At 72.0% G+C, this 13,903-nt stretch carries 11 protein-coding genes and 3 tRNA genes; 6 read left to right on the top strand and 8 right to left on the bottom strand.

Features of this window, described 5'->3' with window-relative positions:
• Positions 1–10 precede the first annotated feature (10 nt).
• The 3 genes from VIW71_RS11170 to VIW71_RS11160 all read left to right on the top strand — a co-directional run bounded on the left by VIW71_RS11170 (position 11) and on the right by VIW71_RS11160 (position 444).
• Positions 11–82 (top strand) — tRNA-Gly (locus tag VIW71_RS11170).
• Between the two features lie 59 nt (positions 83–141).
• Positions 142–217: transfer RNA gene (locus tag VIW71_RS11165), tRNA-Gly, on the top strand.
• A 151-nt stretch (positions 218–368) separates the two neighbouring features.
• Positions 369–444 (top strand) — tRNA-Gly (locus VIW71_RS11160).
• Between the two features lie 59 nt (positions 445–503).
• Here the strand turns inward: VIW71_RS11160 and VIW71_RS11155 are convergent.
• From VIW71_RS11155 to purD, 4 genes are all read right to left on the bottom strand, one after another.
• Complete coding sequence (locus VIW71_RS11155; RefSeq protein WP_331621937.1) at positions 504–1,415, bottom strand: phosphoribosylaminoimidazolesuccinocarboxamide synthase; 912 nt, start codon at positions 1,413–1,415, stop codon at positions 504–506.
• 244 nt (positions 1,416–1,659) lie between these two features.
• Positions 1,660–3,141: a N,N-dimethylformamidase beta subunit family domain-containing protein gene (locus VIW71_RS11150; protein WP_331621936.1), complete on the bottom strand. Its 1,482-nt coding sequence runs from the start codon at positions 3,139–3,141 to the stop codon at positions 1,660–1,662.
• A 181-nt stretch (positions 3,142–3,322) separates the two neighbouring features.
• Positions 3,323–5,026, bottom strand: coding sequence for a hypothetical protein (locus VIW71_RS11145; RefSeq protein WP_331621935.1), 1,704 nt, complete (start codon positions 5,024–5,026; stop codon positions 3,323–3,325).
• A gap of 436 nt (positions 5,027–5,462) precedes the next feature.
• A complete protein-coding gene (gene purD / locus VIW71_RS11140; protein ID WP_331621934.1) occupies positions 5,463–6,746 on the bottom strand; it encodes a phosphoribosylamine--glycine ligase in 1,284 nt (427 codons plus the stop codon).
• A gap of 260 nt (positions 6,747–7,006) precedes the next feature.
• Between purD and VIW71_RS11135 the strand changes: the two genes are divergently transcribed.
• Entirely contained in the window at positions 7,007–7,741 is a 735-nt protein-coding gene (locus tag VIW71_RS11135) for an SLATT domain-containing protein (protein WP_331621938.1), read from the top strand.
• Between the two features lie 25 nt (positions 7,742–7,766).
• Here the strand turns inward: VIW71_RS11135 and VIW71_RS11130 are convergent, their stop codons facing one another.
• The 4 genes from VIW71_RS11130 to VIW71_RS11115 form a co-directional block, all read right to left on the bottom strand.
• Entirely contained in the window at positions 7,767–8,423 is a 657-nt protein-coding gene (locus VIW71_RS11130) for a hypothetical protein (protein WP_331621933.1), read from the bottom strand.
• Positions 8,424–8,568: 145 nt separating this feature from the next.
• Positions 8,569–9,255: a GntR family transcriptional regulator gene (locus VIW71_RS11125; RefSeq protein ID WP_331621932.1), complete on the bottom strand. Its 687-nt coding sequence runs from the start codon at positions 9,253–9,255 to the stop codon at positions 8,569–8,571.
• 150 nt (positions 9,256–9,405) lie between these two features.
• Positions 9,406–10,803: an aspartate aminotransferase family protein gene (locus VIW71_RS11120; protein ID WP_331621931.1), complete on the bottom strand. Its 1,398-nt coding sequence runs from the start codon at positions 10,801–10,803 to the stop codon at positions 9,406–9,408.
• Positions 10,804–10,896: 93 nt separating this feature from the next.
• On the bottom strand, positions 10,897–12,183 hold the full coding sequence (locus VIW71_RS11115) for an adenylosuccinate synthase (RefSeq protein ID WP_331621930.1): 1,287 nt from the start codon (positions 12,181–12,183) through the stop codon (positions 10,897–10,899).
• A gap of 90 nt (positions 12,184–12,273) precedes the next feature.
• On the opposite strand from VIW71_RS11115, the gene VIW71_RS11110 reads away from it, so the two are divergent.
• On the top strand, positions 12,274–12,915 hold the full coding sequence (locus tag VIW71_RS11110) for a hypothetical protein (RefSeq protein ID WP_331621929.1): 642 nt from the start codon (positions 12,274–12,276) through the stop codon (positions 12,913–12,915).
• A 49-nt stretch (positions 12,916–12,964) separates the two neighbouring features.
• The gene (locus VIW71_RS11105; protein ID WP_331621928.1) at positions 12,965–13,735 is read left to right on the top strand and encodes a site-2 protease family protein; all 771 of its coding nucleotides are present in this window, start codon (positions 12,965–12,967) and stop codon (positions 13,733–13,735) included.
• Positions 13,736–13,903: the final 168 nt, after the last annotated feature.

The raw sequence follows: 13,903 nt of genomic DNA, 5'->3' as shown, positions 1-13,903 counted from the left end.
CGGGGGTTGTGCGGGTGTAGCTCAGTAGCAGAGCGCCCCCCTTCCAGGGGGGAGGGGCAGTGTGCAATTCCTGTCGCCCGCTCTGGTCACTCGACCGGGATCGGTGGTTTCCGCCGATCGGGTAGAGTGGTCGCAGCACCTGCGGACGTGGCTCAGTTGGTAGAGCATCACCTTGCCAAGGTGAGGGTCGCGAGTTCGAATCTCGTCGTCCGCTCCACAATGACAAGGGCCCCGGTCAATGAGACCGGGGCCCTTGTCGTACGCGCGGGGCATACGCCTGCACGCCCCTCCACCCGCACGTCCGTATGCGCGTCCCGGAAAGGGTTTCGGGCTGCCTCGGCCGATCGGGTAGAGTGGTCGCAGCACCTGCGGACGTGGCTCAGTTGGTAGAGCATCACCTTGCCAAGGTGAGGGTCGCGAGTTCGAATCTCGTCGTCCGCTCCACAATGATCAGGGCCCCGGTCAATGAGACCGGGGCCTTCGTCGTGCCATGCCGGGCCGCCCTACGACCAGGGCAGGCCGGTCAGCCGCTCGTACGCCTCCACGTAGCGCGCCCGGGTCTGTTCGACGACGCTCGGCGGCAGCTCCGGGGGCGGCTGCTCGCCGGTGCGGGCCCAGCCGGACGCCGGCGAGGTCAGCCAGTCCCGTACGAACTGCTTGTCGAAGGACGGCTGCGGGCGGCCGGGCTCCCACAGGTCGGCGGGCCAGAAGCGGGAGGAGTCCGGGGTCAGCACCTCGTCCGCCAGGACCAGGGACCGCTCGTCGTCCCCCTCCGGGAAGCCGAACTCGAACTTGGTGTCGGCGAGGACGATGCCGCGCCCGCGGGCGATGTCGCGGGCCCGGCCGTAGACCGCGAGGGTGGCCTGGCGCAGTCGGGCCGCGGTCTCGGCGCCGACCCGGCGGGCGACCTCCTCGTACGACACGTTCTCGTCGTGTTCGCCGACCTCCGCCTTGGTGGCGGGGGTGAAGATCGGCGCGGGCAGCTCCGAGCCATCGGCCAGGCCCTCGGGGAGCGCGAGGCCGCAGACCGTGCGGTCCCGCTCGTACTCGGCCAGACCGGATCCGGTCAGGTAACCGCGGGCCACGCACTCGACCGGGAACATCCGCAGCCTGCGGCAGACCATGGTGCGGCCGGCCCACTCGGCGGGGGCGCCCTCGGGCACGTCCGTGGAGATCACGTGGTTCGGGGCCAGGTCCGCGAGCAGGTCGAACCACCACAGGGAGAGCTGGGTGAGGATGCGGCCCTTGTCCGGGATCTCGGTGGGCAGCACCCAGTCGTACGCGGAGATGCGGTCGCTGGCCACCATCACCAGCTCACCGGCCGCGTTCTGGTACAGGTCGCGCACCTTGCCGGTGTGCAGGTGCTCGAGCCCGGGTACCTGCACGGGCTCGGGCTTGTCGACGAATCCGGACATGGGTGGTCCTCCCCACTCGGTGCTTCAGCTCACGATTCTCGCCTACGGACGCGGGTGGGGCGCGCAAGGGTGCGCGTGCGGGGCGCGTGCGGAGGCCGCACGCGGGGTTCGCTGTCCAGGCCGGGTCCGTTCCGGTCGGTCGCGTCGGTCAGTCGGGTCAGTCAGTCGGGGCCGGTCGGTCCGTTCCTGCCGGCCAGTGGGGCGGCCGGTCGCGGCGGTCGGTCCGTCAGTCGGTCGCGTCCCGTCAGTCGCGTTTGCAGATACGGTCCAGGAGGTTGGCGGTCGCGCGCTGGACGCGCGGATCGACGTGGCCCGGGCGGTCCAGGGCCGGGGACCACGCGAAGGTGCCGGACGCGAAGACGTACGCGCCGCTGGGGGCGCGGTACAGGGACGTCTCCTGGTGCCGCCGGCGGCCGTCGGCGGCCTCGTACGGGGAGTGGGCCAGCAGGACGCGCTCGGTGGACTCCGGGAGCGGGGTGCGCGGGAAGTAGCGGTCGGCCTCGCCCGCGACCAGGTCCGGGATCTCGTCGCCCTCGGCCGCGCCGGTGGCCTCCCACAGCCAGTGGTCGGCGTTCCGGACGACCAGTGGCGAGGGGTGCGGCACGGGTCCGGCGTACTGCACGCCGAGCAGCAGTTGCTCGGGTTCGCCCTGGTCGCGCCAGAGGGCGCTGCTCTTGGCGTCGCCGCGGCGCTTGCGGCAGTTCAGCAGGCGGTCGGGGTCGCCGGACGGGGAGGGGGCGAGGTCCACCTGCCAGTACACCGAGTTCGCGGAGAGGAAGACCAGGGAGGTGCCGGCCGCGCGGGCCGCCTCGGCGGCCCGGCGCATCGGGCGCGACCAGTACTCGTCGTGGCCGGGGAAGACCAGGCCGCGGTGCCGGGTCGGGTCGACCCGGCCGGCGTGCAGGTCGCGGGCGTCGGCGTAGGCGAGGTCGTAGCCGTAGCGCTCGGCGTACCGCACGAAGTCGTAGGCGTGCCCGATGTGCAGGGGCAGGCCCGCGCCAGCGTAGGGGCGGTCGAAGGAGACGGTGGTGGCGGCGTCCTCCTCGCCGAGCAGGCGGCCCTCGTCGTCCCAGGCGTGGTAGAGGCTGGCGCCGGTGCGGCCGTCCTCGGGGTAGAGGTTGTACGCCTGCCAGGTGATGTCCGGCATGATCAGGAGCAGGTCGGCGGAGCGGGTGTCCGCGTCCCGTACGGTGAACGGCACATGGCTGCGGTAGCCGTCGGCGGTGGTCAGGACGGCGACGTACGCGCCGGTCCTCCAGTACGCGGGCACATGGAGGCGCCAGGACTGCCACCAGTGGTGGCAGGAGACCGTCCTTCCCGCGGTGAGCGGCGGGGGCTGCACGATGCCGGAGAGCCGGGGGCTCGTGGTGACCTGGGCGGCGCCGTCGCCCCCGTAATGCCCGATGCGGTAGATGTCGACGGTGAACTCCTGGGGCGGGTCCACGGTGATCCGGAAGTCGATCGCCTCCCCGGGTGCGACGGCCCCCTCCGACGCGAACCCCTTGATCTGCCGCCGCACGTCATCGGCGGTACGAGGCCCCGACCCGTGGGACGTGTGCGGCGCGTTTCCGCTGTTCACGGCGAGATCGACGTACCAGGGCACCGCCTGCCCGGCCTCGGCCGGATACTGCGGCCTCCCCCGCAACCACGGCACCGGCCCCGGCCCGAAAGGGTCCGACACCCCATGCGCGAGCGCCCCCGACTCCCATCGTCGATACGTCCCCACGACCCCTCCCTCCACACGATGCAATTGCGTCTGCGAGAACCAGCAGATCACAGAAAGCTCCTTCGCCGTCACCGTTCGTGTCCTTTTGCAGGCCAACGGGTGGGGCTGGAGCGAACGCTTCCGGTCACGCGGGAGTGAGGCGCGCGCCTCCCCCGGGGTCGCTGCGGGCCGCGGGAGCTGGTCAGAGGAGGCGGAGGGGTTTGTCCGGGCGGACGCCGGCTTCGGAGAGCCAGGCATGGAGGGGGCCCGCGTCCCCGTTCTCGACGAGCCGGAGGACAGGCCGGGTGAGGTCCGTACGGCGGGTGCCGGAGATGAGGAGGGTGGGGCCGTCGAGCCAGTCGAGGCCGGCGGTGGCACCCGCGGTGTCGATGGCGGCGCAGCAGACGATGGCCGTGACGTGGTCGGTGAGCAGTTCGCGGGGCGTGCGGCGCGGGAGGAGCTGGGTGACGGGTGCGGGTGCGGGCGGGCGGCCCGCCTCGTCCTGTTCGACCAGCGCTCCGATCCGCGCGGCCATCTCCTCGCTGCCGCCGTAGCGGAGGCGGCCGATGACGCGGGCGAGGCTGGCCCGGCCGGGTTCGTCGGACACCGCGGCGGCCTGCCGGGCAGCCGCCCGCCCGCCGAGCAGCACCCCGTTGCCGCTCCCGCGCAGCGGTGCGTCCCGCTCCTTGGTCCAGAGCAGGCCCCCGCCGCCGGGCCGCTCAGCGCTCCGGGCCGCAGGTGCGGTCGGGGGGCCGAGCTCGTCCAGGACGCGTATGAGGCGGGTGGCCTCGGTGCGCCAGATGCGGTCGACCACTTCCTCGGGATAGCAGGCCCAGGAGACGGGAGCCCAGGTGGGGCCGGGCTGCGGGGGGCCGCCGTGGAAGATGCCGGCCGCGAGGAGGGACACCGCCTCGTCGACGGTGCCGGGCTCTTCGAGGAGGTCGCACGCGGGGCGTTCGCCGAGGCGGGTCTCGAAGCCGTCGGCGAGGCGGTCGCGGCGGGAGAGTTCGGTAAGTGCGGCGACGACGCCCGCGTCCAGCCGGGAGGGCCAGCGGCCCATCCGCCACGCGGGCAGCGCCACCCGGGTGAGCAGGCGGTCCCAGCCCGCGTAGGCGAGGCCCACCTGTTCCTGGGCGACGATGCGCAGCCCGTAGTCGACGGCCTGCGCCCGCTCGGCGGAGGACAGAGCGACGCCGCGCTCCATCTCGGCCACGTGGGTGCGGCAGCAGCGCAGCAGCAGCCGGACCACCCAGCCGAGCACCGCGTACGCGGGCCGCAGGAGCACGGGGCGACCGTCCTGCGCGGCGACTCCGGCCGCCGCGTCGAGCCCGCGGACGAACCGCCGGGCCGCGGATATCTCGGGATCGGCGGCGGGTCCGGTGCCGGCCACCACCGGGGCCAGCAGCGCCCGCAGTTCGGCGACCCGCATCCACCACAGGAAGGGCGAGCCGATGACCAGCACGGGCGCGGGCCGCTGTGTGTCAGCGGACCGCGGCACCCCGCGCGGCCGCCCCGACCGGCGCTCCTCCAGCCAGCTGTCGCAGTCCGGGGTCAGCTCTATCGCGGAGGGCATCGGGACCTGGAGCCGGTCCGCCAAGTCCCGCGCCAGCCGGTACAGATCGGGTGCCGCCGCCTCCGTGACCGGGACCGTGGGGCTGACCGCCGGCCTCGCCCGTACGATCACGGCCGCGATCGGAACGGCCACCAGCAGCACCGCCAGCGCGGCGCCCGTCACAGCCCACCGCACCCCGTCCCAGCCGGGGCCGAACCGCCCGGTCGCGACGCCCACGTGCAGCACCACCGCGAGCGCCGCGGGCAGCAGCACGACCGCCAGCGCCGTACCGCGGATCCGCAGCACCGCCAGGGCACGGGCCCGCGCTCGGCCCTCACCCGCTTCTCCGGCCATCTGCGACTCACCCCCAGCGCTCGCGGTGACCGCCCCTGCGACGGCCTCCACCCCACTGTCGCACCGCCCACCGACATCGCAATGTCGCACGGCTGATTGCCGCAATGTCCCGCGGTGCGCCTTCCGGGCACCCTAGTTGGGCGCCGGTGAGGAGTCATCCGTATAGCGGAGCCATCACTCCTTGGAGTGGCTTTGGCTAAAGGGCGGCGCACCGTGGGAACCGCTCCCCGGCCACCGCGCACCGTCAGCCCCGGTCCGTTCCCGGTTGGTCCTCCTCCTCACTCCCTCCGCGGCCGGCCTCGTCCCTCGGCCACCCACTCCAGGAGCCCGGACGTCAGCCCACCCCGTTCCCGGTCGGTCCCCCTGCTCACTCCCTCCGCGGCCGGCCTCGTCCCTCAGCCACCCACTCCAGGAGCTCGGGCGTCAGCCCTCCGGGTCAGCCCTCCGCCGCCTTCGCCGCGATGTCCGTGCGGTGGTGCCCGCCCTCCAGCTCGATCCGGTCCACCGCGCGGTACGCGCGCTCCCGCGCCTTCGCCAGGTCGGATCCGGTGGCCGTCACCGAGAGCACCCGGCCGCCCGCCGAGACGATCCGCCCGTCGTCCGCCGCCCGCGTGCCGGCGTGCAGCACGTACACGTGCTCGTCCTTCTCCGCGACCTCGGCGAGCCCGGTGATCGGGTCGCCGGTCCGCGGGGTGTCCGGGTAGTTGTACGACGCGATGACGACGGTCACCGCCGCGCCCTCGCTCCAGCGCAGCGCCGGGAACCCGGCGAGCTGCCCGGTCGCCGCCGCCCGCAGCAGCCCGGCCAGCGGGGTGCGCAGCCGGGCGAGGACGACCTGCGTCTCGGGGTCGCCGAAGCGCGCGTTGAACTCGATGACCCGCACCCCGCGCGAGGTGATCGCCAGCCCCGCGTAGAGCAGCCCCGCGAAGGGCGTACCACGGCGCCGCAGTTCGTCGACGGTCGGCTGGAGCACCGTCCGCTCGACCTCGTCGACCAGCGTGGGATCGGCCCACGGCAGCGGCGAATACGCACCCATGCCACCGGTGTTGGGCCCCTCGTCCGCATCCAGCGCCCGCTTGAAGTCCTGCGCGGGCTGGAGCGGTACGACGGTCTCGCCGTCGGTCACCGCGAACAGCGACACCTCGGGCCCGTCGAGGAACTCCTCGATCACCACCCTCCCCCTGGGCCCTGAGGGCCTGGGAGGTGCCCCCACGCAGGCGAGCGCGTGCGCCCGCGCGGTCGCCAGGTCGCCGGTGACGACGACGCCCTTGCCGGCCGCCAGCCCGTCGTCCTTGACGACGTACGGCGCCCCGAACGCGTCGAGTGCCACGTCGATCTCCTCGGGCGTGGTGCAGACGTACGAACGCGCCGTCGGTACGCCGGACGAGGCCATCACGTCCTTGGCGAACGCCTTGGAGCCCTCCAGCGCCGCGGCCTCCCGGGACGGCCCGAAGCAGTCGATGCCGCGCTCCCGTACCGCGTCGGCGACCCCGGCCACCAGCGGTGCCTCGGGGCCGACGATGACGAAGTCCGCGCCGAGCGAGGCGGCGAGGTCTGCGACGGCGGCGCCGTCCAGGGCGTCGACCGGGTGCAGCTCGGCGACCTCCGCGATGCCGGCGTTGCCGGGCGCGCAGTGCAGCGAGGTGACCTCGGGGTCGAGGGACAGGGAACGGCACAGGGCGTGTTCGCGGGCGCCGCCGCCGATGACAAGGACCTTCACCCTCACCAGGGTAGTGGCCCGTCGCGGGCCGGGCCGCCCTCACTCTTTCGGGCGACCGCGGGCGACCCCGTGGGACGGCCTGTACCTGATCACACCGCTCGTCCGGGCGGAAAACCTGAGGTCCCCACTCCGTGCTCAGCCGTTCGGCGGTAAGAAGAGAGCTTCGCACCGGGCCGGTAACCGTGCGGCCTTCTGAAGGTCACGTACGTCACATACGCCATGGCGGTCACACGAGGGAGTGGGCAGTGAGCCAGCCGGACATGTTCCCCGAAGAGACCCCTCGGGAGGAGCCCCAGCGGCGGGCGCTGCGCCACGAGCACGAGGATCTGGGGGCGCTGCCGTTCCCGCTCGGCGACTGGGGGGAACCCGCCGAGCGCCTTGAGGAGCTGTACCGCTGGGCGGAGGCGGGCGCGCTGCGGACCGCCGACTGGTACGCACGCGACCGGGTGTGGAAGCGGCGCGGGGCGCGCGGGCTGCGGGTCGCGGCGGCCGTCTGCGCCTCGGCGGGCGCGGCGCTGCCGCTGATCGAACTGGCCGCGGGGCCCGGCGGCGCCCACCGGGCCGCGGTGTGGGGGTATCCGGCGCTGCTGCTGGCCGGGGTCTGCCTCGGCTTCGACCGGCTGCTCGGGCTCACCTCGGGCTGGATGCGGGATGTGGCCACCGCGCAGGCGGTGCGGCGCCGGTTGGACAACCTGCGGTTCGACTGGGCGTCGGAGAGCGTACGGGAGGTGCTCGGGCCCACCGAGGGCACGGCCGCGGAGGCGGCCGAACGCTGCCTGGGCATCCTGCGGCGCTTCTGCGAGGACGTCGCGGACCTGGTGCGGATGGAGACCTCGGACTGGATGGTCGACTTCGGCGCGAGCGCGGCGGGGGCGCCGTTGCGGACCCAGTCCGCGGCGTGGTGGCCGGTGGTGTCCCCGGCGGGGCCGCGTCCGGCCCACCCGAGCGCCCGGCCGAACATGCCGCGACAGCGGCCCCCGGAGGGCCCGCGGTAGGCGTGGGAAGGAGGGCGCCCGCCGGTCAGCTGAAGACGATCATCGAGCCCTGTCCCAGCGACCGGGTCGCCGCCGCGTGCAGGCCGAGCCAGACGTGGTGTTCGCGGGCGAAGGGGCCGCCGCCGAGCGCGGAGGGCGGCAGCACGGCGGGCTCTTCGAGGGTGGTGTGACGGTCCGGCGGGGCCGGGGCGGCCGGCGGGTTGGCCGGGTCGATGCCGATCGCCGGGGCGACGAACTCCAGCTCGCGCAGCAGCCCGTGGCTGGAGCCGAGCGGCCCGCCGCCTTCGAGGAGTTCGTCGTTGACGACGGGGTGGGGGAAGTCGAGGGGCACGTACGCGCCCGCGTGGTCGTAGTGCCAGACCAGGTGCGAGCGCTGGGCGGTGTCCTCGAACATCTCCAGCAGTTGCTCGTAGTCCCCGCCGAGCGCGTCGACCGGGGTGACCTCCAGGTTCTGCAGCCTGAGCAGATAGGCGCGGCGCAGGAAGTGCAGGGCGTCGTAGTCGAAGCAGGCCACCGGCGCGACGTCTCCGGACAGGCCCGGCATGTAGCTGTAGACGGGGACAGGGGGCTGTCCGGCGTCGCTCAACGCCTTGTCGTAACGGGCAAGTTCCTCGGAGAACGGGTTTTCCGGGCTGTGGCAGAGCACGTCCACGAGCGGCACCAGCCACAAGTCGCAGGCCACGAACACTCCATCCGGTCGGGAGCGTCCAGCGTAGAGCGGCGGCGCCGGTCGCGTCAGGAGCGCGCGGGCAAACAGGCCGGGAGCGCGCCACGAACGGCGTCAGGAGTGCGCCGCGAGCCCGGTCAGGAGTGTGCCGGCGGCCGCGTCAGGAGTGCGCCGGCGCCAGCTTCTCGATCAGCGCCCGGGTGTGCCTGCTGTACTCGGTGATCAGCCGCCGCGCGGTGTCGATGTCGCGCGCCGCGACCGCGTCCACCAGGGCCACGTGGTCCGACCAGCACACGCCGGCGAGGTCGGCGAGCCCGCGCAGGTGCGGCGCCGCGTAGATCCAGGTCTGGGCCCGGAGCCGGTCGAGGAATTCACAGATGTGAGGGTTGCCGTCGATCGTCGCCAATTCCCGCCAGAAGCGCAGGTCGCAGCCTATGAGCACGTCCAGCACGCCGGTCCGGGCGGCGCGGGCGGCGGCCTCGGCACGGCGCCGTACCGAAGCGATCGCCTCGGCCGGCAGGTCGCGGATGCCGTGCTCGGCCAGGTGCCGGAAGATCGCATCGACCACGAAGTTCCTGGCCTCGGTTAGCGAGCAGAAGTCCGCCGCGGTGAGCCGCCGCACCTGGAAGCCGCGGTGCTGCTCGACCTCCAGCAGCCCCTGCGCGGCCAGGTCCACCAGCGCCTCGCGCACGGGCGTCGCGGACACGCCGTACGTGTCGGCGATCTCCTTGACGGTGAAGTGCCGTCCGGCCTGGAGGCGTCCGGTGAGCACCTCGTCCCGCAGGGCGTCGGCGATCTGCTGGCGCAGGCTGCTGCGCCGCACCGGTGTTCCGCCGTCCTCCGGCATCCCCGCTCCCGTCTCGTCCGGCCGCACGCGCGCTCGTACACGCGTATGGCATCCGCACACGATAGGCGAGGAGGGTGGGTGGATGCGCAGAGGACTGCCGTACAGGCGGACGCGCGTATGTCCGCCCGTACCATCACATCTGTCGGGTCGTCAGCCCGTGGCGGCGACCGTATGCCGGTCTGCCACGGCGAGCGCCTGATCGAGCAGGTTCAGGCCCTCCTTGGCCTCCGCCTCGGTGATGGTGCACGGCGGAACGACGTGCGTACGGTTCATGTTGACGAACGGCCACAGGCCGGAGCGCTTGCAGGCGGCGGCGAACTCGGCCATCGGCGCGTTGTCCGCGCCCGCCGCGTTGTACGGCACCAGGGGCTCGCGGGTGGTCTTGTCCTTCACCAGGTCGAGGGCCCAGAAGACGCCGAGGCCGCGCACCTCGCCGACCGACGGGTGGCGCTCGGCGATCTCGCGCAGGCCGGGGCCGAGCACGGTCTCGCCGAGGTGGGCGGCGTTCTCCACGATCCGCTCGTCGCGCATCGCGTTGATGGTGGCGACGGCGGAGGCGCAGGCCAGCGGATGGCCGGAGTAGGTGAGGCCGCCGGGGTAGGGGCGGGTGGCGAAGGTGGCGGCGATCCGCTCGGAGATCGCCACCCCGCCGAGCGGCACATAGCCGGAGTTGACGCCCTTGGCGAAGGTCATCAGGTCGGGCACGACGTCCCAGTGGTCGGCGGCGAACCAGCGCCCGGTGCGCCCGAAGCCGGCCATCACCTCGTCGAGGATGAACACGATGCCGTGGCGGTCGCAGAGTTCACGCACCCCGGCGAGGTAGCCGTCCGGCGGGATCAGCACGCCCGCGGTGCCGACCACCGTCTCCAGGATGACGGCCGCGATCGAGTGCGGGCCCTCGAACGTGATGAGCTGTTCCAGGTGTTCCAGGGCGCGCGTGCACTCCTCGGCCTCGTCGGCGGCGTGGAACGGCGAACGGTACGGGTACGGCCCCCAGAAGTGCACGACGCCGGCCGCGGCGGTGTCCGAGGGCCAGCGCCGCGGGTCGCCGGTGAGGTTGATCGCCGCGGCGGTCGCGCCGTGGTACGAGCGGTAGGCGCTGAGCACCTTGGGGCGGCCGGTGTGCAGCCGGGCCATCCGTACCGCGTTCTCCACCGCCTCGGCGCCGCCGTTGGTGAAGAAGATCTTGTCCAGGTCGCCCGGCGTCAGCTCGGCGATCAGCCGGGCGGCCTCGGAGCGTACGTCGATCGCGAAGGCGGGCGCGAAGGTGGCGAGCCTCGCGGCCTGCCGCTGGATCGCGGCGACCACGCGCGGGTGCTGGTGCCCGATGTTGGTGTTCACCAACTGGGACGAGAAGTCCAGATACCGGTTGCCGTCGTAGTCCCAGAAGTACGAGCCCTCGGCGCCCGCGACGGCCAGTGGATCGATGACCTCCTGCGCCGACCAGGAGTGGAAGACATGCGCGCGGTCCGCGGCCTTGACCGCGGCCCCTGTCTCGGGGTCGGCGAGCGGTGCGGTGGAAACAGGCAGAACAGGCGGAGGGGTCATACCGCCAGGCTAGGTTTGCCACCCGGCCACGGCACCCCGTCACCCTGTATCGCACCGCCCGCCCGACCGGACAGGCTGTCAAGACGACCCCCGTCAGAGAAACGACTTGATCTCGATGGTCTCGGTCCGGCCCGGACCCACCCCGATCGCCGAGATCGGCGCGCCCGACATCTCCTCCAGCGCCTTCACGTAGCCCTGCGCGTTCTTCGGCAGGTCCGCGAAGGTCTTGGCCTTGGAGATGTCCTCCGACCAGCCGGGCAGGTACTCGTAGACCGGCTTGGCGTGGTGGAAGTCGCTCTGGCTGTACGGCAGTTCCTCGACGCGCCGACCGTCGATCTCGTAGGCGACGCACACCGGGATCCGCTCCCAGCCGGTGAGGATGTCCAGCTTCGTGAGGAAGAAGTCGGTGAGGCCGTTGACCCGGGTGGCGTAGCGGGCGATCACCGCGTCGAACCAGCCGCAACGGCGCCGACGGCCTGTCGTCACGCCGATCTCACAACCGGTCTTGGCCAGATACTCCCCGTGTTCGTCGAACAACTCGGTGGGGAACGGGCCGGAACCCACGCGGGTGGTGTAGGCCTTGAGGATGCCCAGCACCGTGGTGATCCGGGTGGGGCCGATCCCCGAGCCCACCGCAGCACCGCCGGCCGTCGGATTCGACGATGTGACAAAGGGATACGTGCCGTGGTCGACGTCCAGCAGGGTACCCTGCGAACCCTCCAGCAGCACCGTCTCGCCGTTGTCGAGTGCCGTGTTCAGCAGCAGCCTGGCGTCGGCGATGCGGTGTGTGAAGCCCGCAGCCTGTTCGAGCAGGTTCGCCACCACCTCGTCGGGATCCAGCGCCTTCCGGTTGTAGATCTTGACCAGCACCTGGTTCTTGAATTCCAGCGCGGCGCCGACCTTCTCGGCCAGCAGGCCCTCGTCGAGCACATCGGCGACCCGGATGCCGATGCGGGCGATCTTGTCCTGATAGCACGGACCGATGCCACGGCCGGTGGTGCCGATCTTCCTGTTGCCCATGTAGCGCTCGGTCACCTTGTCGATGGCGACGTGGTAGGGCATCAGCAGATGCGCGTCGGCCGAGATGAGCAGCCGCTCGGTGTCGACGCCGCGGTCCTCGAGGCCCTTCAGTTCGGCGAGCAGCACACCCGGATCGACGACGACACCGTTGCCGATCACGTTCGTGACACCTGTCGTGAGAATCCCCGACGGGATGAGATGCAGCGCGAAGTTCTCACCCGTCGGCAGGACGACGGTGTGCCCGGCGTTGTTCCCGCCTTGATAGCGCACAACCCACTGCACGCGGCCACCGAGCAGATCGGTGGCCTTCCCTTTGCCTTCGTCGCCCCACTGGGCGCCGATCAGGACGATTGCCGGCATGGCTTATCCCCGCTTAACTCATGGCTTATTGTGTCCAGCCGGTGACACACCCTATCCGAGATGACCCCGACCCGTCGCCAAGGAGCTGCGTTGGCCGCCCAAGACACCGCGAGTGACCTCGTGGTCCTCCGGTTCGGCCGACACCGAGTTCCCCGCCCGCTGGCCGATTTTCCGGTCCGGGACATCGCCGGCGACGCCGAGTCCGCCGCGTCGATCGACGCGGCGGTGCGCGCAGCTCGCCGCGTCATCGTCGTCGGTACCGAGGCCGACCTGGCCGCCGTACTGACCCGGCTGCTGCGCACCGAACGGCTCGACGTCGAGGTCGCCCCGCTGCGGGCCGGCCTGTGGCGGCGGAACGCTCGGCGCGCAGCTACCGTTGCAGCGCGACGCGTTCCGCTGATCCGCGACGAAACCGGCCAGGTCATCGTCGGCGCGGCGTACTGGTTGCCACCCGGCGATGCGGCCACCGTCCACGGCGAGGGGATCGTCGATGACACCGTGCTGTTCGACGGCGAGGCACCCGGCGTCCGCATCGAGCCGACGACGGCCATGCCCGGCCTGCGGGCCCGGCTGCAGACCGGACGGCTGCGGCACGGCCGGTGGGTGAGCGGGCGGGCGGCCCAGTTGGGCACCACCGGCGCACGGGTGCTGCGCGACGGCGTCGGGGCGCCGCGCGAGGTGCGCCGGTCGACGTTCTACCGGCACACCGAGGGCTGGCTGCGCGTGCGCTGAGGGTGCGATATCCCGTGTTCAGGCGGCTGCGCGCGGTAGCTTTGTGCAGGTGAGCATCCGCCCGGCCGAGCAGTCGGTACGTCCCAGCCCGATCTTCCTGGTACTGGTGGCCGTGACCGCGGTCGGCGGCGTCCTGGCATGGACGGCAGGCGAGTCCACCAGGCCTTTCGCCTACGCCGGGGTGTTCATTCTCGTCATCGCCGGCTGGATCGTGTCGCTGTGCCTGCACGAATTCGGGCACGCGTTCACCGCATGGCGGTTCGGCGACCACGAGGCCGCCCTGCGGGGCTACCTGACGCTCAACCCGTTCAAATACTCCAACCCGATGCTGTCGATGGTGCTGCCGCTGTTGTTCATCGCGATGGGCGGCATCGGCCTGCCGGGCGGTGCGGTCTGGGTGCGCACCGATGCGATGACCAAGTGGCAGCGCACCGTTGTGAGCCTGGCCGGGCCATTCGCCAACCTGGTGCTGGCCGTCCTGCTGCTCGGTGTCACCCGGCTCTTCTACCAGCAAGATCACACGGTGTTCTGGTCCGGCATGGCATTTCTCGGCCTGCTGCAGGTGATGGCGGTCGTGCTGAACCTCATCCCGATTCCGCCGCTGGACGGCTACGGGGCGCTGGAGCCGCATCTGAGCCCCGGCCTGCAGCGCTCCCTGGCCCCGGTCAAGCAGTACGGATTCTTCATCCTGCTGTTCGTGTTGATCGCGCCGCCGCTGAACCAGTGGTTCTTCTCGATCGTCGTGAAGGTCTACGCCGCGCTGGGGGGTGTCGGCGAACTGGCGTCGATCGGATACTCCCTGACGTTGTTCTGGCACTAGGAGCGCCGAGGCGCCCTTGCCATATATGCGGTTTTACGCATATATTCCGTTGATGGGCGCCGGCCACGATCACAACCACCCCGGGGACACCCGTGTCAGCCGGATGCTGATCGCCGCGGCGATCCTGACCGCCTTCTTCGTCCTCGAACTGACGACGGCACTGTGGAT

Source organism: Streptomyces sp. (assembly GCF_036524955.1).
Taxonomy (GTDB): Bacteria; Actinomycetota; Actinomycetes; order Streptomycetales; family Streptomycetaceae; genus Actinacidiphila.
Note: the sequence above shows the minus strand (reverse complement) of the source record. Positions and strands in the feature narration are given on the sequence as shown.